Source organism: Aeoliella sp. (genome assembly GCF_965227375.1).
GTDB lineage: Bacteria > Planctomycetota > Planctomycetia > Pirellulales > Lacipirellulaceae > Aeoliella.
The window spans coordinates 2,607,821-2,630,642 of record NZ_CBDDFX010000001.1 but is presented as its reverse complement, the minus strand read 5'-3'; the positions used below and the strand labels follow the sequence as shown (position 1 = coordinate 2,630,642).

The following is a 22,822-nucleotide window of genomic DNA, read 5'->3' as shown; positions in this document are numbered from 1 at the left end:
CCAATTTCTCGAACATTGGTCATTGGTCTCTCAACATTGGTCATTTCATCACCAAGATCGATTGAACCCTAAACGGTATTTACAAACGTGCCTTACCTCTACAACACCGCTGACGATCAGGCGGAGATGCTTTCGGCGATCGGCGCTGGGTCGATCGACGAGTTGTTCGCGTCTATTCCCGATGAACTCCGTTTGAAGCGGCCGCTGGAGATTCCTCGGGCGCTGGGCGAGTTGGAACTCGAGCAGCACCTGCGTGAACTCGCGGGCCGCAATCTGCACGCGGGCAACGGCGTGTCGTTCCTCGGCGGCGGCAGCTACGACCACTTCGTGCCGGCCGCGGTCGACACGATTGGCCTGCGGAGCGAGTTCTACACCAGCTACACGCCGTACCAGGCCGAAGTGGCCCAGGGCAACTTGCAGGCGATGTTCGAGTACCAGTCGATGATCACGCGACTCACCGGACTCGATGTCTCCAACAGCAGTCTGTACGACGGTGGCAGCGCCACGGCCGAGGCAGTGCTGATGGCCGTCGACGTCACGCGCCGCACCGGCCGCGTGGTGATGGCCGAGAGCGTGCACCCCGAGTATCGCCAGACGGTTGCCACCTACCTGGCGAACCTGGGCGTCGAGGTGGTGACCATCGGCACGCCGGAAGGAACCGTGGACGTTGCCGAACTCACGGCCGAGGTGAACGACCAGACTGCCTGCGTGGTGCTGCAGCATCCCAACTTCTTCGGCGCGCTGGAAGACGCCGAGACAATCGCCCAAGTAGCCCACGACGCCGGCGCACTGGTGGTCGGCGTATTCGATCCCATCAGCCTGGGCCTTTTGAAGCGGCCCGGCGATTGGGGCGCGGACATCGCGGTGGCCGAAGGCCAGTCGCTCGGCACGCCGGTCAGCTACGGCGGCCCCGTGCTCGGCATCCTGGCCTGCAAGGACAAGCTGATCCGCCGCCTACCGGGCCGAGTGGTGGGCGAGACGACCGACCGCCGCGGCAACCCCTGCTACACGCTCACCATGCAAACCCGCGAGCAACACATTCGCCGCGAAAAGTCGACGAGCAACGTCTGCACCAACCAAGCGCTGTTCGCCCTGCGAGCGACAGTGTACCTGTCGCTGGTCGGCCCCGGCGGCCTGCGGGACGTGGCGAACCTGTGCCTGCAAAAAAGCCGCTACCTGGCCGACAAACTCGACGCGACGAGCCGGTTCGAACTGGTGTTCAACGCCCCCACGTTCAAAGAGTTCGTGGTCCGCGACAAAGAAGGCGCTGTGGAAGCCCTGGTGGCCGACGCAGCCAAAGAAGGCTACCTGGCCGGCATCCCGCTGGGCAGTTGGTACCCCAACCTCGCCGACTGCATGCTGGTGTGCGTAACCGAAAAACGTACCAAGGCCCAGATGGACGCCCTGGTCGAAGTACTCCAAACCGGCGCGGCGAAAGCCGCCGCCGACGAGTTAATCCAAGCGGGGATCTAAAGCGAGCCGGGAACCCTCTTCACCCTCCCCCCGGGAAGGTCGCGGTCTCAGCCGCGGGGAGGGTGCCTAACCAATAAGCTACAAATCCAACCAAAGATCACAAAGCCGCGACCGCTGGTCGCGCATGAGTTTTAGCCACGGACGGACACGGATTGCAGAAGAGGGTTACACCGACCAAATCCAGCCCCGAAGGGGCGAAATAGGATAGCCCAGGGCAAGCAGAGCGAGGAACGAGCGAAGCGCCGCCCTGGGTAACTAGCAACCACAAACCGCGGTCGAGGAACAGATTATCCACTAGCCGGAGCATGACCGAGACCGCAATTGGCCCGCCGATTGTCACGAAGAAGAAACTCACCACAGAGTACGCAGAGGACACGGAGTTGTGTTATCACCCGTTCAACGTCGAAGCAGTTTTCAATCTGCCAACGCATGGAACCAGCGTGATAATCGACGAAAGGTTGCAGGATGTGCCCGAAGCTAGGTTAAAGATCGGATCAAGGGTAGTTTTTCTCAAACAAGCGAAAAGTGCAGTAGAAACAGAAGTGACGGGAATTGAGATAGTTTCTGAGTTTTTCGAACGACGCAAATTTGCTTTCTTGATTCCTTTGGTAGAGAACTCGGAAGCATTGATCGGATCGCAAGTTTGGATCTGCTGTGAGTGATTTCAACTCCGTGACCTCCGTGGTTAACTAAACACCAACCCAACACCCCCCTTCCATCGCGAGGATGTACGCAATGTTCGCCAAACAACGGGTCTTCTGGGCCATTGTCATCCTCGCTGGAATCGGCATCGCGGGCTATCGAACGACCTCGGCCGATGCCCAACAAGACGTTCCTCCCTTGGCGACGCGATGGGAATACCAGGTGATCTCGCAGAGTGCGAACACGATTGCGTCGAAGCCAATCAATCAACTCGGAAAAGAGGGATGGGAACTCGTAACCGTCGTTCCCAACAGTGGGAACGTCCATTTGTACTTCAAACGACCCCGGTGAACCCGCTGTCCTGCGTAGTTAACTGAACCTAAAACCAAGCTGATTGTAGATTGGTGAATAAAAAACCAACCACAGAGGACACCGAGAGGCACAGTGAAGAAACTGAAACGCTAATCTCCACTAATCTGCGCTAATAGAGATTAGTGTTTATTAGCGAAGATTAGTGTTCCAAAAAACTCCGTGACCTCTGTGCTCTCCGTGGTTAACAAATACATATCCAACCAGCAAACAAACTCCGGGCGCTGACGCTTCCGGCTCGCCAGAACAGTTTTCCGATATGAAGAACACTCGCGACACCAAACTGATTTTCGAACTCTCCCGTCCCGGTTGCCGCGGAGCGGTGTTGCCGGAGTGCGATGTGCCGGCGTCGGACGCTGCCGCGCTGCTGCCGGCGGGCATGTTGGCCGAGGCTCCGCCGGCGCTGCCGGAGGTAACCGAGCCGCAGGTGGTGCGTCACTTCGTGAATCTGTCGCAGCTCAACATGAGCGTCGACACGCACTTCTACCCGCTCGGCAGTTGCACGATGAAGTACAACCCCAAGCGGAACGAACGGGCGGCCGCCATGCCGGGCTTTGCCGACGTGCATCCCTACCAGCCCGACGACACCAAGCAGGGCATGCTCGAGATGCTTTACGAGATGCAGGAGATCCTCAAAGAGATCTCCGGCCTCGAAGCGTGCAGCCTGCAACCGGCGGCCGGCGCGCATGGCGAGTTGACCGCGCTCTTGGTGGCCGCTGCCTACTTCAAGGACATTGGCGAAGAGCGCAAGAAGGTGCTGGTTCCCGACAACGCCCACGGCACCAACCCGGCCAGCGCCGCGATGGCGGGCTTCGAGAGCGTGACGGTCAAAACCACCATCGACGGCGGCGTCGACATGGACGACTTCCACGCCAAGCTCGACGACTCGATCGCCGTGTTCATGATCACCAATCCCAACACGGTGGGCATTTTCGAGTCGCACATGCAGAAGCTGGCCGACGAGGTCCACGCCCGAGGCGGTTTGATCTACCTGGACGGGGCGAACATGAACGCCATCCTCGGCATCACCCGCCCCGGCGACTTCGGCGCGGACATGCAGCACTACAACCCCCACAAGACATTCAGCGGCCCGCACGGCGGCGGCGGCCCCGGCGCGGGGCCAATCTGCGTCACGGGCAAGCTAGCTCCGTACTTGCCCGGCCCGGTGGTGGAGAAGGACTCAGCGGCCAGGGGCGAGGGACGAGGGGAGTCTCATTACTCGCTGGTTACTCCCGAGAAAACGATCGGCAAGGTTCGGGCGTTCTTTGGTAACACCGGGGTGCTGCTGCGAGCTTACGCTTACATTCGCACGCACGGGCCGGATGGCTTGCGCGAAGTGAGCGAGAACGCGGTGCTGAACGCCAACTACCTCTTGGCCAAGGTGAAGCACTTCCTGCCGGTACCGCAGGGCGAGCGGTGCATGCACGAGTTCGTCGCCACCGCGTCGAAGCTCAAGAGCGAGAAGGGCATCTCGGCGATGGACATCGCCAAACGGCTGTTGGACTACGGCTTCCACGCCCCCACGGTCTACTTCCCGCTCACGGTGAAGGAGGCGATCATGATCGAGCCGACCGAAACCGAGAGCAAAGACACGCTCGACGCGTTCGCCGAAACGTTGTTCCGCATCACCGAAGAAGACCCGGAACTGCTGCACGACGCCCCCCACACCACGGCCATCAGCCGCCCCAACGAAGTAGCGGCCGCGCGGAATCCGTGCTTGGCTTGCATGTAGGTGTGTCACGCAGAGACGCGGAGACGCAGAGGGGATGGGTCGCGGATCTTTGCGGATTTGAGGGAGAGGCAAGGCGCGCGTGAAGATGTGGCCCGGCTAATTCGCAGCCGCGGAGCGGCGACCGCGCATAGCCTGGGACGCCAGTCCCAGGAACATGTTAGGAACACACCCTCCAGCCACGGAGTGGCGGCAGCGAACACGACGTCAGATTTTGCTAGACTGACATTCTTCATTCGTTCGCTTGATTTGCCCTGGGGGCGTTAGCAGCCATGGCCAGCACATTTACTTGCTTGGATTACCATGTCGTATTCAGTACGAAATATCGCAAACCACTCATCCACGAACGGATGCGCGAGGAACTCTACCAGTATCTTGGCGGAATCATCCGTGGCGAAGGTGGATGCCTCCGCGAGATCGGCGGAATGCCCGACCATCTCCATTTACTGGTTGGTCTTCCTCCAACCATTGCTCTGTCGGATGCAGTACGGATCTTCAAAGCCAGTTCGTCTAAGTGGGTCAACGAACGGGACGATTGTGCGACGAAGTTCCAGTGGCAAACAGGCTACGCGGCATTTAGTGTTAGCTTTTCACAACGGGAAGCCGTCCAGCGTTACATTCAAAACCAGCGGGACCACCATCGCCAAAGGAGCTTCCAAGAAGAGCTCATTGAGTTGCTTGAGCGGCACCATATCGAGTACGATCCGCAGTATGTGTTCGAACAAGAGCATGTTGGTTAGAGTCGCTGTCGCCGCTCCGCGGCTCTAGAGAACAATCGCTCGTGTTCCTGGGACTAACGTCCCAGGCTATGCGCGGTCGCCACTCCGTGGCTACACGGCGACTTGGCCAACCGTGAAACTCCCGCCCAAGTCCTAATCCGCGAACATCCTGCCCAATCCGCGTCCATCCGCGTTCCTATTTCCTAAACTCCGCCGTCTCTGCGTGACATCCATCCCATGACCAACTGCCAAGCAATCATCGACCCGCCGCAGCCGGGCAGTTGGAATATGGCGGTGGACGAGTGGTTGCTGAATCGCGCGGCGGATGAAGGAGCCATGACGCTGCGGCTGTACCAGTGGAGCGAGCCGACGTTGTCGCTGGGATACTTCCAGGCGCATGACGATCGCGCGTCACACGATGCCAGCGCTAACTGTCCCGTGGTGCGGCGGGCTTCGGGCGGCGGCGCACTGGTTCACGACCAGGAGCTGACCTACAGCCTAGCCGTGCCGCCGGGGCATTCGCTCGCCCGGAGTGCCGAGCAGCTTTACGATGCCGCGCACACCGCATTGGTTGCCGTGTTGACGCAGATTGTCCGACCCGCAGGGTCGGAATTTTCGCGATGCCGGAAAACCGAGGGGCGTGGATCCGGCGAACCTTTCCTCTGTTTCTTGCGTAGGGCAAAGGGCGACGTGATCTACACGTCCAGCAAGTTGGCCAACCCGCTGGTGGCCGATGGCAGCTACAAACTCTGCGGCAGTGCTCAACGCAAACACCGCGGAGCGGTGCTGCAGCACGGCGGCGTGCTGCTCGGCCAGTCGCCCCAGGCGCCAGAGCTGCCCGGGCTGGCGGAGCTCACGGGCTGCGGAATATCGGCCCAGCAGTTGGGCGAATTATGGAGTAGCTCGGTCGCCGACCAGCTTGGCCTCCAGATGACCAAGGCCCAGCCCTTGTCCGCCGGCGAGCGAGAGGCCATCCAGGCCTTGGAGACGGCAAAGTTTGCCAGCGATGCGTGGACGCATCGCCGTTAGGCGCGACATTTGCTTTCTCCTTACAGCGCAGAAATATTGCCCGTTTGCGCCACATCGAATACCAACGCGCTTTCGGATACCCGGAAAGTTCCTAAAATCGATCGAAAAAACGGAAAATTGTGCTCCGCGTGCTTTACGGATTGCAGGTAAGATTTAAAGTAGATGCCAGCTTGGTGGATACCCTTTAATACTATTCCCTTTCATCCTGCCGAGCTGACCATGCCGATATAGGTTCATGGACGACCTTGGTCGCCCCTTTTCCCAACAGGCTGTGACGTTGAACGACTTTCTGTAGATCTGTGCTCGCCCCCCAATCGGACTATTCGTCTAGTCATTTAATTCACGAGTGCAGACGAGGCAGGAGTAGGAAATGAAGTTAGTAGTTTTGGCAGGAGCCAAGCAAGGCACGGAGATACCGCTGAAGCGAAGCAAGTTCGTTATCGGCCGGGCGAGCGACTGTACGCTCCGCGCTGGCAGTGAGGCGATCAGCCGCCACCATTGCGCGATCCTGCGCGGCGAGGCGGGCCTCAGCATACGCGATCTGGGCAGCCGCAATGGCACCTACGTTAACGGCGAGAAGATCGACGCCGAGGTGACGCTCAAAGGTGGCGACATGGTTCGTGTCGGCACGCTGGAGTTTCGTGTCGACCTGGGCCAGGGACTCAAGAACCAGAAGAAGCCCAAGGTGGCCAACGTGGGCGAAGCGGTCTCCCGCTCCACCGGCGCCGACCATGAGTCGGGCGAGTTGGAAGACGACATCAGCCGCTGGCTGATCGGCCCCGACCCCTCCGATTCGTCCGCGACACGCGAGACACGGTCGTTCCGCATGGACGAAACGCAGACCATGCCGGAGATTGCCCCGGTGAATCCGGAATCGCTAGATCCCGAGCAGGTCGACGTCGCCGCGGAAGCCGAGGCCGAACCCGAAGCGAAGGATGGGAAGAAGGGCAAGAAGTCCTACGGCAAGCTGCCACCCATTCCGAAGAAGTCGGCCAAGGATAGTCGTGAAGCGGCCGCGGACGTTCTTCGCGAAATGACCCGGCGTCGCTAACTGGCCCCAAAGCATCGGGGGGACTGTAGACGAGTCTTGCGAGCCCACCGTGTTGCGTCTGCGCTCGGGGGTAGCCGCATCCTTACTCGCGCCTAGAATGGAGTGCGCACATCGCGATCGCGTTGTGCAGTCGCCCCTTTTTTTGAGCGGAACCCATGCCTGATAAGAACCGACCCGCGAAGCCTGACGGCCAGAACCCAGTTCTGCTGGGCTTGGCGTTCGATGCCGACGACGGTCACAAGCGCCTCACCCGCGCTCAGGACTTCGTGCTGGCCGGCGGTTCGGAAGAAACGCACGGCATGATGCGGGAGACGGTGATTCGCGTGACCGAGAAGCTCGACCACCGCGGCAAGTCACTCCGCGAAGTCTCGGCCGAGGAACTCCGCGACACGCTGGAAGACGTGTTGTCTTAAAGCGCTTTCAGCATTAGCCCGCCGCGCATCAGAAGTCAAAGTTGTCCGGGTCGGGGCCGAATCGCTTGCCGCAGTCCATGCTGTCGATGAAGGCGACGTCTTCCGGGTGCAATTCGAAATCGAAAACGTCCGCGTTGGCGACGATCCGCTCCTGCTTGGACGACTTGGGAATCGTGGCCACGCCCTTCTGCAGGTCCCACCGCAACACGATCTGTGCGATTGACTTGTTGTATTTCTCGGCCAGCGTTTGCATCGCTTCGATCTTGAACACATGCCCTTGCATCATGGGCGACCAGGCTTGGTATTGGATCTGGTGCGCATTGCAGAAGTCGACCAACGGCTGCTGAACCAGGAAGGGATGAAACTCCATCTGATTGACCATCGGCATGGTGCTCGCATCGGCCATCAGATCCTCAAGGTGATGCTGCAGGAAGTTGCAAACACCGATCGCCCGCACACGTTTCTCCCGGTACAGGGTCTCCAGCGCACGCCAGGTCTCCTTGTACTTGCCCTCGACGGGCCAGTGGATCAGATACAAGTCCAAATAGTCCGAGCCGATGCGCGCCAGCGTGTCGTCGAACGCGCGGAGCGTCGAGTCGAACCCTTGGTCGGCGTTCCATACTTTGCTGGTGAGGAATACTTCCTCCCGCGGCACCCGACTCGTCGCGACGGCGGTGCCGACTTCCTGCTCGTTCGCGTAGATCGAAGCGGTATCGACCAAACGGTAACCAGCCTCCAGCGCCGAAGTCACCGCCTGCACGGCGTCGTCGCACTTAAAGACCCCGAGTCCAAGATAAGGCATTTTCACGCCGCCGCTGAGCTCAAATGTCCCACTCAAATCGGTAAGCTGACGATTGGTCCCTGGCATTGGATCCTCCTTGGTTTTGCGATTCCTCGATTGTGTGCGATTGCACTTCGTGGGGCAACTATACCGCGACGGTGTTCGCCGCGTCGTTGTGTCGCGACGAGGTGACTGTGCTATATTCTCCTTCTTGCCATCCCGGCCTTGGTCAGCAATGTCAGACGGAGCGGAGCGGTGCGATGAAAACTCCCTTGACGATTGAGGACATCACGCCCGAATGGCTTACCTGGGTGCTTACCCGAGAGGAACACCTATCCGATGCGGCCGTGGTAGGATTCGAGGCGCGGCCGATCGGAGTGGGCATCGGGTTTCTGAGCTCGATCGCTCAAGTTTCACTCCAGTACGACCGGCAAGAGTCTGCTGGGCCGGCATCGGTCGTCGTCAAGCTTGGCCCCAGCACACCTGCGCTGCGCAATATTAGCGACGAAGTTCACGCTTTCGAGCGCGAGGTTCGGTTCTATGGCGAGGTCGCTCCACAGGCCCCCATTCGGCTACCCCGGTGCTACCACGCATCGTTAGAGCCGCCCAACGCGGTGCTCGTTCTGGAAGACCTGACGTTCGCCACTCCCTGCGATCAGGTGCAGGGGCTCCATGCCACGGCCGTGGTTGATGTAGCCCGCCTCATCGGTCGACTGCAGGGCAAGTTCTGGAACAACGACGCCCTCGCGAGACTAAATTGGATGCCGACGACGAATCGTCGACTCTGGGTCCACTTTGATGACCTCTGGAATTCGTTTCTCAGCGACTTCGGCGGTACGTTGGATGCGTCGGCGCGGGAACTCGGCCAGCGCCTCCTTGGCAAGTGCCAATGGTTGGAGCAGGAAGTCGACCGTCAGCCACCAACACTGGTCCACTCGGACCTCAAGGCGGATAACGTGCTGTTTGGTCCGCCGGGCACGCCTGAGGCGATTCTGATTCTGGATTGGCAGTTGGCGATTCGTAGCATGGGGGCGTTCGACGTAGCCCGCCTGATGGGCGGCAGCGAACTTCCCATGGAACGCCACGGTCACCAATTGGACGTTCTTCGCGCCTGGTACGATGCGGTGCATGAGAGCGACGTGGAGTACGACTGGGAGCAAGCACTCCGCGATCTGCGATTGGGTGGGCTGCAAATGGTCTGTTGGGCCATCCAGTTCTACGCATTCGTAGCTGGATCCCAGGGGCGTCCCCGCGAGTTGGTCACCCGTATTTGCGAGCGGGCGTTTGACTCGGCCGTTGAAATGAACGCGGGCAGCATTCTTCCGCCAGACTGAGTCGGCGATCGAAATGGATGCCGGGCAGCGGCTCGATTACCCAACTCCGCTCAGCTACACAGTGGCCAGTTCGGCGCGTGCCGTGGCTGTGGAAGCCGGCTCGCCGAGCGCGTGTAGTTCTTGCTGGAACGAGTGGGCAAGTCGGTCGAACCGCCGGATCCGCTCATTGGCGGCACCAAGCACCTTGAGCAACTCGTCGCAGTCGGCGCGTCCGCTGTCGATGAGCGAAGACACCTCGTCGAACAACACGACAAAGTGACTGTAGTCCGACCTGGTCGCGGCCTCCGTCTTGCCATTGATTTGAATCGACCGCATCTCGATATATTGGTTCACGAGTTCCAGCACTTCCCCGCGGATGCGGCCGGTTTCCTGCTTGAATACCTGCATGCGATCCAAGACATCGTGGCACCGCTTCTGGAACTCTTCGATTAAGGCCTCCATGCTCTCCAAGACAACCGGGTCGCGGCCACCTTCCGAGTCTTCTTGAAGATGCGCGGCGAAGTCGGCGCCGACTTCGGCTTCGAATAGCGACACCGCCGTGCCAAACACCACGGCGTGGCAGGCTTGGTGGAGTATGCCGAGCCGGCTGGCGCGTTCGCTCAGTTGGGACTCCATCCGCCGCGACAATTCCCCGAGCGCATCGGCCACTGCCACCAGCACCGCGCCCGACGATCCGAGTCGGGACGCGGCAACCGTTGCGTTGACCGACTGGAGATGCAGCCCTGCCCCGAGCTTCTGCATCGCCTCGTACTTGGCGGCCAACTCACCCTCCAATCTTTGGAAGTCGTCCAACGCGTGGAACAAGCTGCCAATGATTTCGCCGATGTCTCGGCACGAGTGCTCGAGTGCCAGCAAGCCCGCGTCCTGGCTTGCGGTGGACGTATGGGCGGAAGGGCAACCGTTCTGCTCGATCCATTCGGCTCTGGCTGTTAGTTCCCGGCCCAGGGCAGCGCTCATGAACTCGTCGTAGTTGTCGTAGCCAGCCGCCGCCAGTTGGTCCATGATGTACTTCAGCGATGCATCCATCGCCTCGTTGCGATCACCGTTCTTCTGGTCGTAGTCGTGCTCGATGGCGAGGGCCGCGGCATAGATGTCGCGAACCTGGTCGAACAACGGGCCTTCGGGCTTCAGGCGAATGGACAGAAACCCTCCGTTGCACGGCGTGACCGTGGCCAGCACCCAGTAGTAACGTCCGTCGCTTGCCATGTTCTTGATGTAGGCGGCGATCGACTTACCAGCTTTAATGTACTGCCAAAGCAACTTGAACACCGCGCGCGGCATGTCGGGGTGCCGGATGATGTTGTGTGGCGAGCCGAGAATTTCCTCTTCCGAATAGCCTGCCAGACGTGTGAATACGTCGTTGCCGTAGCGGATGATCCCCTTGGGATCGGTCAACGAGAAGAACAACTCGTGCCGCTCGAACGAGCGGGGTTCGTTTACCGGGACGACTTTGGCTCTGGCCATGACATTCACCTCCGGGACATTAAAACGTGTACCCAACGCTAGGTCACGATTGCGGCATACCGGATGGGGTTCTCCACATTTCTTCCCGCGAACGCGTGCGGCTTCAAGCGGATTTTCCAGCCGCGCATTTCGGACCTACTTCATGGCAATTTACTTTCGGCCTACGTCCACGCAGCAGTTGGCAGATAACCCCTAGAAGAAAGGCCCACTTGGAGTGGTTCGGGTTCTACCGATCAAGACGTGCAGTTTGCAACGAGGAGAACGCGCAGTTGCCCACTGGGTATTGCTGGCGACATGCAACAGTGTAGCAGTGCGTCGTAGAGTGGCAGATAACTGACCGGCAGTTTGGGTGCCACTGGTGCCACTGCTGGTTTATCGCCGGTTGCCTTCCGAAGCAGGTTGGCGGGAAGTTGTGGCGTTAAGTTCACCCGCCACGTTGAAGCAGGCCAGCAGTGTTTGGAGGGTGCACTGCTCGAAAATCTCTATCGTCGCATCGGCACTGCTGGCTCGTTTCAAGCGGGCGGCGAATCAGCAGTTCTGCTTCGCTTTCAATAGGTGACGAGTAAACATCAGGCGATAAACCAGCAGTGGCACCCAAATGGGCGTCGATTATTCTCTGTTTTCTCTGTTGTCTCCTATTCAGAAGCTACGTAGGGTGGGTGGTTCTGCCGGCGCGGGGCTTGGCCTTTTTACACGATGTTCCACCGGCAGGTTCACCCACCATTCACCGTCATCGCCATTGGTGGGTGAACCCATCGGCGACAATGCTCCTTGGCCAATTCACGTTGTCGCCGCCGATGGAACCACCCACCCTACGGTCTGCGCGGTCAGTACTCGATGATCGTATTGCCTCCGGCAATGATCTTGCAGTCCGGCAGGCGTTTTTTGAGTTGCTTGATGCCACCGCTAGTGACACCTTTGCAGAACTGAAGCTGCAGGAGCTTGAGCTGCTTCAAATTGCCGAGGCCATCGAGTCCTGCATTCGTGACTTGAGTATCGGAAAGATAGAGTGTTTCAAGTCCCTCGAGGGCGCCGATCACCGGGAGCGCATCGTCTCCCACGTTGGTGCCATCGAGTCGCAAAAGCCGCAGCTTCTTCAGGTCTTTGAGGAACGCAATTCCCGCTTGCGAAGTATCTGTGTTCGATAGATCCAACTTCTCCAGAGCCGTTAGGCGGCTCAAGTTTTCGAGACCCGCGTCAGAAATCTTCGCGCCCATCAGGTGCAGCCGCTGGAGATGTGGAAACGCCGTTAGGTGTTTCAGATCATCGTCGGTCACCTCGGTATCGATGAGATCCACGCCACGCACGATTCCCGCATCGTCCGTTTCAACTCCAGCGATACCGCCCGGCAGTCCTCCAAAGAAACCGTCGGGCGAACTTTTGAAACTGCCCGTGGCCCCCAATGCTTGCAGGGCCTCGACAGCGAATGCCTGTTGCTGCGATTCACTATCCGTAAGCGTTATCACGGGCTCACCCGGTTCGTCCGGTTGGCCGGCGCCGTTCGCCTCCGCAACGCCTCCCGGTGGCTGATCCGACGAGCGCTTGCTACAGCCGGGCAAGGCGAGCGCCATGGTCGTAGCGCCAAGAACAACCAGGACCAATTTTCGCCAGACCAAGTGACTCATTCCATCACCTCCCTCTCCAAGCGAACTGGCTTGTTGCACCCAATCGCAACGATTCAGAGAGTCGCATCTTCCCGACATCTTGGCAGCATGCCGCTGTGTCGTCAACGCAAGGCTTCTGTTGCCGTAGTTATCCGGCGTTGTTGCCAGAGTCGTCGATCGTCGGTGAAACCAGGTTGCCAATCACGGCGGGAACAAGTGCAAGCAACCACCCTGCAGCAACGATCAACCAGTCGCTAAAAAACGCAGCGATGTAAACAACGCCCACCACGCCGATCACGCACGCTGCCCAACCGGCTCCTTTCCCATCTTTGGTGACTCCCGTGCTTGTCGATTTGGCTATTGCAAAAGCGAGCAACAGAAGCGGCATTCCGATTAAAGCAATCGCGAACGAAAGGCCGGGTGAATTGCTCTCGACGACAATGAACCACACCGCAAGAAGTAGTGTTAGAGCAGCCGATATCGCGTAGCAGATTCGTCCCATGAGGATCTCCTGACTTCGTGCAATGCTGCAATGATCGTCAATCATAGTGTAAAATCTCTGTTGCGCCATGGGGATCGCGTCTTGGAGAGTTGCCGATTCTGAGCCGCGGAATCCCTTAACTCGGGAAGTGACGTAGGGTGGGTGGTTCTGCCGGCGCGGCGCTTGGCCATTTTACACGATGTTCTACCGGCAGGTTCACCCACCATTCATCGTGGTCGCCATTGGTGGGTGAACCCATCGGCGACAATGCTCCTTGGCCGATACACGTTGTCGCCGCCGATGGAATTACCTACGAAGCGGGTAGCACCGACAGTCGGTCGCGCGCAGTAGTGCTACATCCAACACGCTTGTTCGACCGATTGTCGGTGTCGCTCGCGACAAGAGGTGTTCACACTGTCCATGGTGAAGCTTCATAACCTCCTGTGCTGCGCACACGGACAACTGGCCGTGGTGAACGTCACAAGTGGCCGGATCAACTCCGGCCAGCTGTCCGTGCTACCCACTCGTCCCCAGGCACCCTGTGGTGCGTTCTTGCTACGGCCGCACACGGCCATAGTACTTTTCGTTTTCTGCTTTCGTGCGTCTCTTTTTCTTACACTCGGCGTGGTATAAACGGGGTGCTACGAATAGTGTACGCGTGTTTACATTCCACGAATTGCAGGAGAAGTTGACATGGCTCGGCCACGGGTTTTGGATGATGTGAAAAAAGGTGAAATTGCCGCGCTGGTTTCGGCGGGGATGAGTATGGCGAGCATTGCTCGGTACGTAGGGTGCGATCGGAAGACGATTCGGCGGGAGCGCTCGGTGGACGAGGCGTTTGACGAGCGGGTTCGCAAGGCGGAGATGGGCGTGGAGTTGAGGTCGTTGCAGGCGATTCGCAACGCGGCGTCGACGCATTGGCGGGCGGCGGCTTGGCTCATCGAGCGGAAGGACAAGCAGCGTGCCGAGCGGCGGAAGGCCAAGGCGGAAGCGGCCGACAAGGTGACGCTGACGCGCGTCGAATTGGTGAAGCTGGCTGGGAAGGTCAAAGAATCGGTGCTGACGTCGGTGGTGATCCGGGAAGACGAAGCGTACGTCGCGCGGAAGATCGATCAGGCGTTCGTGAACGTGGTGCCGGAGCTAGCGGCAACGCCGGAGGTGCCGGATGACGCGGAGCTTCAAGCAACTATCAATGACGAAGCGAGTCGGCCGGAGGAAGCATCCGTAAACGAGCCGACTACTTCACCCCCGACTACGTTGCCACCAGTCGTTGGGAAGGTCAAACGGCCGAAGTTGAAGCCGGTGCGGGGGCAGACGTATCGCGAGTCGATCGCGATGCTGGAGAAAGCGCACCCGGAGAAGTATGGTCCGCCCGCGGAGCCGGAGTTCGATCTGGCGAAGGAGCTTCAAGGCTTGATGGAGCTAGTGCGGCGAGAGCGGATCCGACGTTTTGGGCCGATCGAGTACACGTGCGGGGAACAACGCGGTGGGGCGAAACTCCCCGCGGAGCGGAATGGCTCGGTAAAAGCAGGGGATTGTGATGGAACGTAAGGGCAAGACTGTGGGGGTTTTGGGCCCATGGATGTGAATTGGGGAACTACGATCCCAACTCGTCCTCCGTCTGGCGACGGAAGCTACGGAAAGTGGATTGCTACGCGGTCCGCGAAGCTACGAAACCCGCATAAATACCGTATTTTCGCTGTAGTAGCCCTTCGTCCGGGGTGTTCTAATAGGAATTCCGGTCACCGCGGGGCTTAACAGCCAATATCCTGAAACCGAGGCCGAACTGCCTGGGTATCTCTCTACGAACACCACCGCGATTGGTATAGCAACTTGTCCGACAACGACAGACAACCGGGCCAAGAGGATGAGGTTGACCGGGCGCTCGCACTGCAAGCGCGCGGGGGCGACCAGTCGGCCATGCGCCAGCTGGTCGAACGTCATCAGCCGATGGTGCTGCGGTTGTGCCAGCGGATGCTGGGCAATCGGCACGACGCCGAGGACGTGGTGCAGGAAAGCTTCGTTCGGGCGCTGCGCAGCCTCGAGCGGTGGGACAGCACTCGGGCGTTGCGGCCATGGCTGCTGGCGATCGCGGCAAACCGTTGCCGCACTGCCTTGTCGAAACGCAAGCCGCTCGTGTGCGACCAGCAGGTGTTGGCCGACGAGTTGCCGGCTCGCCGGGACGGAGCGCAGCGACTGAAACAGTTGACAGAAGAAGTGGCACTGGCGTTAGGAGAACTGCGACCCGAGTATCGTCAGGCGTTCGAGCTGTTCCATTACGAACAACTGGCTTACGCGGAGATCGCCGAGGTGATGTCGGTTCCGGTGGGCACGGTGAAGACATGGATTCACCGCGCCCGACAGGAGACGGCCGCTCGGCTGATTCGTCGTGGTGTCGTTGAGAAAGTTGAAGAGAGAGTCGATCGTAGCGAGATACAACATGCACTGCCTGCAATTCCAAGAGCGGCTGCAAGCCTTACTGGATAGCCGCCAAGACCCAGCCGACGACCAGGCCATTCGTCAGCACATGGCCAACTGTCCCGAATGCGAAGCGTTAGCTATCGCATACACGGCCGTTGCGCGCGTTCCTGCACCCGCGGCCGACGAGCCAACGATCGACGGACTGGCCGACCGAGTGATGGCCGATCTCAACAAGCCAGTTGCCCAAACGACATCGGCAGCCAACTCCGCGCGCACCCCATGGCTGCAATGGGCCGTAGCGCTAGCGGCTTGCGTGCTGGTGGCGGTAGGCGTACTGCGCCAGAGTGAAGACGTGGCCACCCCGCCAGGGCAACCTGCGGCCGATCGCATGGCGGTGGACGCAGGTGCTTCGACGATCGCCACGCCGGCGGTCGACATGCCCGGCAGCGAGATGTTCTACCGCACGGGCCAGGGACTTGCTTCGTTCTCGCTGGTCGGCATGCAGACGCAAGGCAGCCAGGCAGTCGAGACAGAAGCTTCGAGCGACGGGCAGTTGTTCCGCCGCGCTCTCGACACGTTCCGGTCCATCTGGCCGGGTGAGTCGGAAGTCGGCCCCGCCACGCAGGGCGAGACAGGTTACCTGGAGCCCCCCACTTACGCGTTGGTCTCGTAAGGCAAACCTGCCGTCGCCTGCCCAGCGTGTGACTTAAACGAGTTCGGCTTCCAATTCCGCTTCGTCCAGCGCTTCGTCGTTGACGGGCTCCGAGTCGATCGGCTCCTCGGGAGCGCGAGCCGCCAGTTCGGTCGGCGAGAGTTGCACATAACCCAGCCCGCGAATCACCTCCAGCACTTCGCTGCAGGTGGGGAACATGCGGCCGCTGGTCCGCTTGTATTCATCCAGTGCATTCATGAACTCCACTTCCTGGTCGCTGTAGTCGCGTTCGCAGGTGGTGGGATCGATTTGACGGCGACGGTTAACCTTTTTGCGACGCTCGAGCTTGGGCTCGGCGGCGGTGTTTTCTTCCTCACGGCGATTCTTACGGCGGCGATCGATGGTCACCTCTTCATCACCGGCCTTCTTGGCGGAGGCCTTCTTGGCAGTCTTCTTCGTAGCGGCCTTCTTCTTGGTGGCACGCTTCTTCGTGGTCTTGCTAGCAGAGCCGCCGGAGGCCCGCTTGGGGCTGGCCTTCTTGGTTGCCTTCTTGGTGTTCTTCGCTTGGCTGGTCTTACGCGTGGGCACGACGGAGGTCTCCTGTCGAAGCGGGAAACTTAGGGGGTCCGCAGCCTGCCGATGGCCGCTGACTCGCCGATGGGTGACAGCACCGTCCGTGTGAAATTGAAAATCGGAAAGCTAGCACTGGAAAATGTACCTCCTAGGAAAGAACTGCGATTTAAGCAAAATTGCCCGATTTTCCGGCTGCGCCAGTCGGGGCAAGCAGTTACGGCTGGAGCGGGCTCGGAGGTTCGTATTGCGTCGGTTTGGACCACTTGGTACGGTTCTGCCGCCGAGAAAATGGCGCCAGCGGGATCCGTGTACGGATGCACGACCCGCCAACCCGCGGCCCTGCCAAGGCAGCGGGCAAAACTCGTCCCCCGAAGTGCGAGGCCTTCGACGTGTACGCCCAACCCCAGCGATGGATCGCTCCTGCTACCGCCGCGCTGCTGCTTGCCGCGCTGTCTGGCTGCAACAACCTGAACAGCCAGGCGCTCAACTCCGAAGGAGTGCGGCTTTACCAACAAGGCAACTACCAGCAGGCGTCGGTGCGATTCCAGGAAGCCATTGCCAACGATCCCGCGTCGGCCAACGGCTACTACAACCTGGCCGCGTCGCTGCACAAAGCGGGCACCATGTACAACCGGCCCAACGACCTGACGCAAGCCGAGGTGTTGTACAACCAATGCCTGGAACGCGATCCCAGCCACGCCGAGTGCTACCGCGGTTTGGCCGTGCTGTTGAGCGAGACCGGTCGACAGGAGGATGCGTTCCGCCTGCTCTCGGCCTGGATCCAGCAAAGCCCGACCGATCCCTCGGCGCGGATCGAACTAGCCCGACTGTACGAAGAGACCAGCCGCCCCGAAGACGCCAAGGCCACGCTGGTCGAAGCGCTGAACATCGATCCCAACAACGCCCGCGCGCTCACGGCGCTCGGCCGCTTGCGCGATCAGTCGGGCGACCACGCTCAGGCGCTGGCGAACTACAATCGCTCGCTGGAGATCAACCGCTTCCAGCCCGATGTCGCTGCCCGCGTGGCCACGCTCAACGCGGCCGGCAGCCCGGCGGTTCCGCCGATGACCAACAACTCCGGCACACGCCTGGGCGCGAACTGGCAGCCTTCGGTGAAGTACTAACGGTCAGTCGGACGAAGTTAGGGTGCCTGTGGTTGAGTCTTGCGAGCCCACAGAGTTCAACCTGCTGGGGGCTCGCGGAGCTCGTCCCCAGCCACCCATTAGCTATCGCCGACGCGTTCCAGCAACTCGCACGCGCGGTCGAGTCCGCTAGTCTCGCACATTCGTGCATACTTCTGGCAGCTTTCGGCGACCGACTGAGAACTCGTCAATCGCTCGACCGCCTGTGCAACGCGCGGCGTGGTGAATCGTTTGACGCGCAGCTTCTTGGCGACGCCCAAGTGGCAAAGCCGTGCGGCGTTGTCGTACTGGTCGAACGCCAGCGGCCGGATGAGTTGAGGCACACCCGCGGCCAAGCCCTGCGAACAGGAACCGATCCCGCCGTGGTGGACGAACGCGGCGCAGCGGGGCAGCAGTACCGAGAGCGGAACGAACTCCACGTGTTTGACGCTCGGAGGCAGGTCACTCGGCACCTGATTGGCGAACTTGGTAAGCAGCAGCCCTCGCCGACCAAGTCGCTCGCACACTTCGACGGCCACGCGAAAGAAGTCAGCAGCCTGAGTGTTGGCCGTGCCGGGCGTGAAGACCAGCGGCGGCTCTCCGTCGGCGACGAACGCTTCCACGTCCACCGGCAGCGGTGTGGTGTCGCCTGCATCCCACAGCGGAAAGCCCACGGCTTCGACCGGCCGCGGCCAGTCGGGCTGCACCGGACCGAACCACTCGGGGAACAGACAGATGTTCGTATCGGAAGCGAACCACCAGTCGGGGAACAGCCTGCGGACCGGCGGAAGGTCGAGTTCGCGACGCCACGCGTTGAGCGGCTTGGTAAGCGCGGCATCGACCACCAACCGATTGCCAAACCAGAACACGGTCTCGTTCCACCACCGCGGCCACGCCGGACCAACGGGCACCGCGCCCAGTTCGGGCGCGCGGTGGCGGCTCCAGATGGCTTGCGGCGCGAAGGTGACCGTGGCCACTGCCGCGCCGGCTCGTTCGCGGAACACGCGACTGGCAGCGTCCAACGTGTGAGCCGCCACGACCGACTCGCCGGGCGTGTACAGTTGGTCGATCAACTCGTACATCGGGCGCATCAGGTTGACGACCGCCTCGCGAAACAAGTACGGCACGCTCTTCGTGGGATGCCAGACGTGCGGGTACTCAATCAGCCGCTGGTAGTCGTCGGCCGTGAGGAGGCCGGCCAGTTCGAGCCCGGCTCGTTCGACCACCGGGGCAAAATAGGGGTTCGAGACCACAGTCACGCGGTGCCCCCGCTCGGCGAGCCGCTTGCCCAAGCCGACCATCGGATGCACGTCGCCGTAGCTGCCGATGGCCGTTACAATGAAGTGCATCAGTGGTCCGTTGTCCGTGGCCGTTCGTGGGTGGTGCCGGTAGGCAGTGCTTCGGGTCTCGGGCAAGTATAATCGGACCAGCGCCCACACGTGACCGCCCCCCTTCAACGCACAACTCCAAACACCAACCTCGCATGCCACCGCTGGACGACGAATTCGATCGCGAGACGTTCTACCGTGGCGAAGATCCGGACGCCGGGGAGGAGGACGACTACGAGTTGATGCCGCCCGACGAAGAGATCATCGCCGGCGAGAAGCGCCGCGCGGCCGAGGCGGTCGATCAGGCGTCGAAGTCGGTCGACATCGACGACCTGTACCGCGACCAGGCGGCCATTTCGGATGATATCGAAGACTATGTGAAAGGCCTGCGGTTTCAGTTCGGCGTCAAGCACCTGCTGTGGGCGATGACCGCGCTAGCGGTGATGTTTGTCGTCGGCAAGTACATCATCGGTGGCCTGGGAGCGATGCTGCTGGTGCTGACGTTCCTCGGCCTGGCGGCCGCTTACGGCTGGTTCACCTGGCAGGAGCAACAGCGGCTGCAACAGTGGGAAGCCAAGCGCGACGAACTCTACCGCCGGCACCAGGAGCGGTTCAAGGACGACGGCGTGTCGAAGTTCGATCGGCCTCAGAACGATCCGCCCAAAGCCCCGCGCGCCAGCGCCCCGCCGGGTGACGATACTATGACTTTCACCAATCCACCGCACTTTGCGTTTACAACGCAAGACTTGTTGATGCTGGCCACGATGACCTGCGTCGTGCTGTTCACCATGCTGCGATTCGGCTTCGCAGCGGGCACGTTGGTCCTTGGCTTGTTGCTGGGCGCCGCGGTGATCGCCTCGGCCACCTTGCCCAACCCACCCCGCGCAGTGGCCACTGGCGCCTGGCTGCTGCTGGTGTTTTATGTGGTGATGAGTTTTCTGTCGGTTCTGGTGGGGTAGCGTGGGGGGCGTGCATCGCCTCCGGTTTGACCAACCCCTGGCCACCAGGGACAATAGCATCCTTCCCCCTGCCCTTCCCGCCCTGCGATAGATCATTCCGTGGAACTGTTCGGCGTCCCTGTGGTGCACATCCTGATTGGCATCGCCGCTACCACGGTGGGGGCCATGGTGCAGGGTTCCGTGGGCTTCGGGCTGGCGGTGGTGTCGGCGCCTATCTTGTTGATGGTCTCTCCGCGGTTCGTGCCTGGCTCGCTGATGCTGGCGGCCACAGTGCTAACCGTGATGATGTTCATGCGCGAGCGTCACGCGGTGGTCAAACGCGAGGTGATCATCTCGTCCGCCGCCCGACTCGTGGCCACGATTCCCACCGCGTACGTCGTGAGCCAAATCGACGAGCGACTATTCAGCATCTTGTTCGCCGTGGTGGTGCTGGTGGCCGTGGGCATCAGCTTTAGCGGATTCTCGCTGCCGTTTACCACCACGAACCTGGTGCTCGCCAGTTGTGTGTCGGGCATCTGCAACACCGTGTCGGCCATTGGCGGCCCGGCGATGGCGCTGGTTTACCAGTCGCAGCATGGCTCGCACATTCGTTCGACGCTGTCGGCCATCTTTGCCATCGGCGCGACGATCTCGATGGTCTGCCTCGCAGCCGTGGGCGAGTTCAACTTCAAAGACATCCTGCTCGGCCTGCTACTGCTGCCTGGCATCTTTCTCGGCTTCGCCATCTCGCGCTACACCGTGCGGCTACTCGACCAGCACACCACCCGCCCCGCAGTGCTGGGCATTGCAGGACTGTCGGCCGTGGTGATCCTCGTGCGAGCGCTGCTGACCACGACAAGCTCTTAGCATTCAAGACAACCGCTAGCAGCTTCCCTGGGAGTACTCACTCGCTCTCTTTCACGCTCTCCACCCACGCGCGCACGTTCTCTTCCAGCACGTCCAGCGGCACGGCTCCGCTTCCCAGCACCACGGCGTGGAAGTCGCGGACGTCGAACTTCTCGTCCAGTTCCGCTTCGGCCATCGCCCGCAGTTCGCGAATTCGCAGTTCGCCAATCTTGTACGCCACGGCCTGGCCGGGCCAACCGATGTAGCGGTCGACCTCCGAGCGAATGTCGAGCATCGACAGCGCGGTGTTCTCGGCCATGTAGTCGATGGCCTGCTGCCGCGTCCAACCGAGGTAGTGCATGCCCGGGTCGACCACCAACCGGCAAGCTCGCCAGATCTCCATCGACAGCCGGCCGAAGTCGCTATACGGGTCCTGGTAGAAGCCGACCTCCAACCCCAGTCGCTCGGAGTAGAGCGCCCAACCCTCCACGTACACGTTGAACCCGGCGAACTTGCGGAACTCGGGCAGGTCCTCCAGTTCGTACTGTAGCGCGATCTGCAAGTGATGGCCCGGCACCGCTTCGTGGTACGAAAGCGCCTCGAGCATGTACAGCGGGCGGCTCGGCAGGTCGTAGGTGTTCAAGCAGTAGTACCCCGCGCGGGTTCCGTCGCCCGCCGGTGGTTGGTAGTAGGCCGCGGTGGTCTTGGGGGCGATGTAGTCGGGGATCGGCCGCAAGCCGTATGGCATCCGCGGCAGCACGCGAAACAACTCGGGCAGCTTGCCGTCCATGCGTTTGCAGATCAGTGCGGTGTGTTGCTGCAGCTCTTCGGGAGTCTTGGCGTAGAATTTTGGATCGGTCCGCAGGTGCTCGACGAACTGTTTGAAGTCGCCTTCGAAACCGACTTGCTCGATGATCTCATCCATCTCGCCGCGAATGCGTTTCACCTCCGCCAGCCCGCGACGATGAATCGCCTCGGGTGTGATGTCGTCGAGCGTGGTGTGCTTCACCGCGCGATACCGATAAAACTCCGCCCCATCGGGTAGCGCGCGGGCGGCGATCGTGTCGCGGCAGTTGGGCAGGTACTCGGTCCGCATGAACTCGCCAAACCGCTCGTAGGCCGGTACGACACTCTTGGTGATTGCCGCGCGGGCGGCCTCCTGCAAGCGCTGGTGTTCGCTGGCCGGCACGGTAGCAGGAATCTCGCTCAGCGGTTCGTACATCAAGCTCCGCTCGGGGTCGCTCACCACGTGCGCGTCGACCGAGTCGAGGCTGCCTTCCATGATCACCGAGGGCATCGTGTAGCCCAGCCGCACGCCCTCGCGCATCAGCGCGATGTGCTCGTCGGCGTAGCGGCCAAAGTCGTTCAGGCGGGCGATGTAGTTCTCGTAGTCCTTGGTGGTCACCAGCGGCACGCGGCGGCGGAGTTCGGGGAACTCGATGTGAAAGCCCGAGCGATTGTTGATCGGTGTCAGGTGAGTCTTGAAGCGGTGCTCGGCCAGATCGTTGTCGAACTCGCGCTGCAGCACCGCGTAGTGGATGCGATCGTCGCCGGAAAGCTCGTCGCGGTTGATCGCTTCCAGCCGCTGGAGGAACTCCGCGGTCTTGGCCGCCCTCCGCTCGATGTCCTCCGGCGTCAGCGAATCGAGGCGGTGGTTCGCTCGATGGTCGCCCACGGTCGTGGCCATCTGGGGCGACTCGGCCAGGCGGAACTCCCAGCTGTCGTCGATCAGCTGGTGCAGCTTGTCCGACTCCGATTCGGCCAGCACCGCCGCGGCGGGCAGAATTATCAGAGTCGCGGTCTGCAAAAAACGCCGATATGTTGCATTCATCGAGGATCATCTCCGGGCGGAAA

The 22,822-nt window shown here is 60.8% G+C and carries 22 protein-coding genes; 15 read left to right on the top strand and 7 right to left on the bottom strand.

The annotated features are described in order from the left end of the window. Window positions 1-87: 87 nt before the first annotated feature. The 8 genes from gcvPA (at window position 88) to ACQK2L_RS10760 (ending at window position 7,425) form a co-directional block, all read left to right on the top strand. On the top strand, window positions 88-1,473 hold the full coding sequence (gene gcvPA, locus ACQK2L_RS10795) for an aminomethyl-transferring glycine dehydrogenase subunit GcvPA (protein ID WP_425396972.1): 1,386 nt from the start codon (window positions 88-90) through the stop codon (window positions 1,471-1,473). A 305-nt stretch (window positions 1,474-1,778) separates the two neighbouring features. Continuing rightward, window positions 1,779-2,135 carry a hypothetical protein gene (locus ACQK2L_RS10790; RefSeq protein WP_425396971.1) on the top strand — a complete coding sequence of 119 codons (357 nt, stop codon included), beginning with the start codon at window positions 1,779-1,781 and terminating at the stop codon, window positions 2,133-2,135. A gap of 73 nt (window positions 2,136-2,208) precedes the next feature. Continuing rightward, window positions 2,209-2,466: a DUF4177 domain-containing protein gene (locus ACQK2L_RS10785; protein WP_425396970.1), complete on the top strand. Its 258-nt coding sequence runs from the start codon at window positions 2,209-2,211 to the stop codon at window positions 2,464-2,466. 277 nt (window positions 2,467-2,743) lie between these two features. Then, window positions 2,744-4,216: an aminomethyl-transferring glycine dehydrogenase subunit GcvPB gene (gene gcvPB / locus ACQK2L_RS10780; protein ID WP_425396969.1), complete on the top strand. Its 1,473-nt coding sequence runs from the start codon at window positions 2,744-2,746 to the stop codon at window positions 4,214-4,216. 269 nt (window positions 4,217-4,485) lie between these two features. Next, window positions 4,486-4,953: an IS200/IS605 family transposase gene (gene tnpA, locus ACQK2L_RS10775; protein WP_425396968.1), complete on the top strand. Its 468-nt coding sequence runs from the start codon at window positions 4,486-4,488 to the stop codon at window positions 4,951-4,953. A 216-nt stretch (window positions 4,954-5,169) separates the two neighbouring features. Beyond that, on the top strand, window positions 5,170-5,961 hold the full coding sequence (locus ACQK2L_RS10770; RefSeq protein WP_425396967.1) for a lipoate--protein ligase family protein: 792 nt from the start codon (window positions 5,170-5,172) through the stop codon (window positions 5,959-5,961). Between the two features lie 370 nt (window positions 5,962-6,331). After that, window positions 6,332-7,012, top strand: coding sequence for an FHA domain-containing protein (locus tag ACQK2L_RS10765; RefSeq protein WP_425396966.1), 681 nt, complete (start codon window positions 6,332-6,334; stop codon window positions 7,010-7,012). Window positions 7,013-7,167: 155 nt separating this feature from the next. Further along, entirely contained in the window at window positions 7,168-7,425 is a 258-nt protein-coding gene (locus tag ACQK2L_RS10760) for a hypothetical protein (protein ID WP_425396965.1), read from the top strand. A 28-nt stretch (window positions 7,426-7,453) separates the two neighbouring features. On the opposite strand, the gene ACQK2L_RS10755 is transcribed toward ACQK2L_RS10760, so the two are convergent. Continuing rightward, window positions 7,454-8,293: an aldo/keto reductase gene (locus ACQK2L_RS10755; RefSeq protein ID WP_425396964.1), complete on the bottom strand. Its 840-nt coding sequence runs from the start codon at window positions 8,291-8,293 to the stop codon at window positions 7,454-7,456. A gap of 173 nt (window positions 8,294-8,466) precedes the next feature. On the opposite strand from ACQK2L_RS10755, the gene ACQK2L_RS10750 reads away from it, so the two are divergent. Further along, on the top strand, window positions 8,467-9,540 hold the full coding sequence (locus tag ACQK2L_RS10750) for an oxidoreductase family protein (protein ID WP_425396963.1): 1,074 nt from the start codon (window positions 8,467-8,469) through the stop codon (window positions 9,538-9,540). Window positions 9,541-9,594: 54 nt separating this feature from the next. Here ACQK2L_RS10750 and ACQK2L_RS10745 read toward each other — a convergent pair whose 3' ends face one another. The 3 genes from ACQK2L_RS10745 to ACQK2L_RS10735 all read right to left on the bottom strand — a co-directional run bounded on the left by ACQK2L_RS10745 (window position 9,595) and on the right by ACQK2L_RS10735 (window position 13,155). Next, window positions 9,595-11,004, bottom strand: coding sequence for a PAS domain-containing protein (locus ACQK2L_RS10745; RefSeq protein ID WP_425396962.1), 1,410 nt, complete (start codon window positions 11,002-11,004; stop codon window positions 9,595-9,597). A gap of 827 nt (window positions 11,005-11,831) precedes the next feature. Beyond that, window positions 11,832-12,629, bottom strand: coding sequence for a hypothetical protein (locus ACQK2L_RS10740; protein WP_425396961.1), 798 nt, complete (start codon window positions 12,627-12,629; stop codon window positions 11,832-11,834). 127 nt (window positions 12,630-12,756) lie between these two features. Further along, complete coding sequence (locus ACQK2L_RS10735; RefSeq protein WP_425396960.1) at window positions 12,757-13,155, bottom strand: hypothetical protein; 399 nt, start codon at window positions 13,153-13,155, stop codon at window positions 12,757-12,759. A 627-nt stretch (window positions 13,156-13,782) separates the two neighbouring features. Between ACQK2L_RS10735 and ACQK2L_RS10730 the strand changes: the two genes are divergently transcribed. The 3 genes from ACQK2L_RS10730 (at window position 13,783) to ACQK2L_RS10720 (ending at window position 16,183) form a co-directional block, all read left to right on the top strand. Continuing rightward, window positions 13,783-14,640: a helix-turn-helix domain-containing protein gene (locus ACQK2L_RS10730; RefSeq protein ID WP_425396959.1), complete on the top strand. Its 858-nt coding sequence runs from the start codon at window positions 13,783-13,785 to the stop codon at window positions 14,638-14,640. A 282-nt stretch (window positions 14,641-14,922) separates the two neighbouring features. Beyond that, the gene (locus ACQK2L_RS10725) at window positions 14,923-15,576 is read left to right on the top strand and encodes an RNA polymerase sigma factor (RefSeq protein ID WP_425396958.1); all 654 of its coding nucleotides are present in this window, start codon (window positions 14,923-14,925) and stop codon (window positions 15,574-15,576) included. After that, window positions 15,530-16,183, top strand: coding sequence for an anti-sigma factor family protein (locus ACQK2L_RS10720; protein WP_425396957.1), 654 nt, complete (start codon window positions 15,530-15,532; stop codon window positions 16,181-16,183). Before ACQK2L_RS10725 ends, ACQK2L_RS10720 begins: the two co-directional genes overlap by 47 nt. Before the next feature lie 33 nt (window positions 16,184-16,216). On the opposite strand, the gene ACQK2L_RS10715 is transcribed toward ACQK2L_RS10720, so the two are convergent. Continuing rightward, the gene (locus ACQK2L_RS10715; protein WP_425396956.1) at window positions 16,217-16,750 is read right to left on the bottom strand and encodes a hypothetical protein; all 534 of its coding nucleotides are present in this window, start codon (window positions 16,748-16,750) and stop codon (window positions 16,217-16,219) included. Window positions 16,751-17,049: 299 nt separating this feature from the next. Here ACQK2L_RS10715 and ACQK2L_RS10710 point away from each other — a divergent pair, with 299 nt between their 5' ends. Next, on the top strand, window positions 17,050-17,859 hold the full coding sequence (locus ACQK2L_RS10710; RefSeq protein ID WP_425396955.1) for a tetratricopeptide repeat protein: 810 nt from the start codon (window positions 17,050-17,052) through the stop codon (window positions 17,857-17,859). A gap of 98 nt (window positions 17,860-17,957) precedes the next feature. Here ACQK2L_RS10710 and ACQK2L_RS10705 read toward each other — a convergent pair whose 3' ends face one another. Then, complete coding sequence (locus ACQK2L_RS10705) at window positions 17,958-19,205, bottom strand: glycosyltransferase (RefSeq protein WP_425396954.1); 1,248 nt, start codon at window positions 19,203-19,205, stop codon at window positions 17,958-17,960. Between the two features lie 134 nt (window positions 19,206-19,339). Here ACQK2L_RS10705 and ACQK2L_RS10700 point away from each other — a divergent pair, with 134 nt between their 5' ends. Both ACQK2L_RS10700 and ACQK2L_RS10695 read left to right on the top strand, forming a co-directional pair. Then, window positions 19,340-20,143: a hypothetical protein gene (locus ACQK2L_RS10700; RefSeq protein WP_425396953.1), complete on the top strand. Its 804-nt coding sequence runs from the start codon at window positions 19,340-19,342 to the stop codon at window positions 20,141-20,143. Window positions 20,144-20,242: 99 nt separating this feature from the next. Beyond that, complete coding sequence (locus ACQK2L_RS10695; RefSeq protein WP_425396952.1) at window positions 20,243-20,989, top strand: TSUP family transporter; 747 nt, start codon at window positions 20,243-20,245, stop codon at window positions 20,987-20,989. Between the two features lie 37 nt (window positions 20,990-21,026). Here ACQK2L_RS10695 and ACQK2L_RS10690 read toward each other — a convergent pair whose 3' ends face one another. Next, the gene (locus tag ACQK2L_RS10690; protein WP_425396951.1) at window positions 21,027-22,799 is read right to left on the bottom strand and encodes a DUF885 domain-containing protein; all 1,773 of its coding nucleotides are present in this window, start codon (window positions 22,797-22,799) and stop codon (window positions 21,027-21,029) included. Window positions 22,800-22,822: the final 23 nt, after the last annotated feature.

Coding starts and splice junctions, on each gene's coding strand:
- gcvPB (WP_425396969.1), top strand. CDS start 2,744: ATGAAGAACACTCGCGACACCAAACTGATTTTCGAACTCTCCCGTCCC.
- ACQK2L_RS10765 (WP_425396966.1), top strand. CDS start 6,332: ATGAAGTTAGTAGTTTTGGCAGGAGCCAAGCAAGGCACGGAGATACCG.
- ACQK2L_RS10705 (WP_425396954.1), bottom strand. CDS start 19,205: ATGCACTTCATTGTAACGGCCATCGGCAGCTACGGCGACGTGCATCCG.
- ACQK2L_RS10785 (WP_425396970.1), top strand. CDS start 2,209: ATGTTCGCCAAACAACGGGTCTTCTGGGCCATTGTCATCCTCGCTGGA.
- ACQK2L_RS10740 (WP_425396961.1), bottom strand. CDS start 12,629: ATGAGTCACTTGGTCTGGCGAAAATTGGTCCTGGTTGTTCTTGGCGCT.
- ACQK2L_RS10700 (WP_425396953.1), top strand. CDS start 19,340: ATGCCACCGCTGGACGACGAATTCGATCGCGAGACGTTCTACCGTGGC.
- ACQK2L_RS10770 (WP_425396967.1), top strand. CDS start 5,170: ATGACCAACTGCCAAGCAATCATCGACCCGCCGCAGCCGGGCAGTTGG.
- ACQK2L_RS10730 (WP_425396959.1), top strand. CDS start 13,783: ATGGCTCGGCCACGGGTTTTGGATGATGTGAAAAAAGGTGAAATTGCC.
- ACQK2L_RS10755 (WP_425396964.1), bottom strand. CDS start 8,293: ATGCCAGGGACCAATCGTCAGCTTACCGATTTGAGTGGGACATTTGAG.
- ACQK2L_RS10790 (WP_425396971.1), top strand. CDS start 1,779: ATGACCGAGACCGCAATTGGCCCGCCGATTGTCACGAAGAAGAAACTC.
- ACQK2L_RS10735 (WP_425396960.1), bottom strand. CDS start 13,155: ATGATTGACGATCATTGCAGCATTGCACGAAGTCAGGAGATCCTCATG.
- ACQK2L_RS10720 (WP_425396957.1), top strand. CDS start 15,530: ATGCACTGCCTGCAATTCCAAGAGCGGCTGCAAGCCTTACTGGATAGC.
- ACQK2L_RS10710 (WP_425396955.1), top strand. CDS start 17,050: ATGCACGACCCGCCAACCCGCGGCCCTGCCAAGGCAGCGGGCAAAACT.
- ACQK2L_RS10760 (WP_425396965.1), top strand. CDS start 7,168: ATGCCTGATAAGAACCGACCCGCGAAGCCTGACGGCCAGAACCCAGTT.
- ACQK2L_RS10750 (WP_425396963.1), top strand. CDS start 8,467: ATGAAAACTCCCTTGACGATTGAGGACATCACGCCCGAATGGCTTACC.
- ACQK2L_RS10745 (WP_425396962.1), bottom strand. CDS start 11,004: ATGGCCAGAGCCAAAGTCGTCCCGGTAAACGAACCCCGCTCGTTCGAG.
- ACQK2L_RS10690 (WP_425396951.1), bottom strand. CDS start 22,799: ATGAATGCAACATATCGGCGTTTTTTGCAGACCGCGACTCTGATAATT.
- tnpA (WP_425396968.1), top strand. CDS start 4,486: ATGGCCAGCACATTTACTTGCTTGGATTACCATGTCGTATTCAGTACG.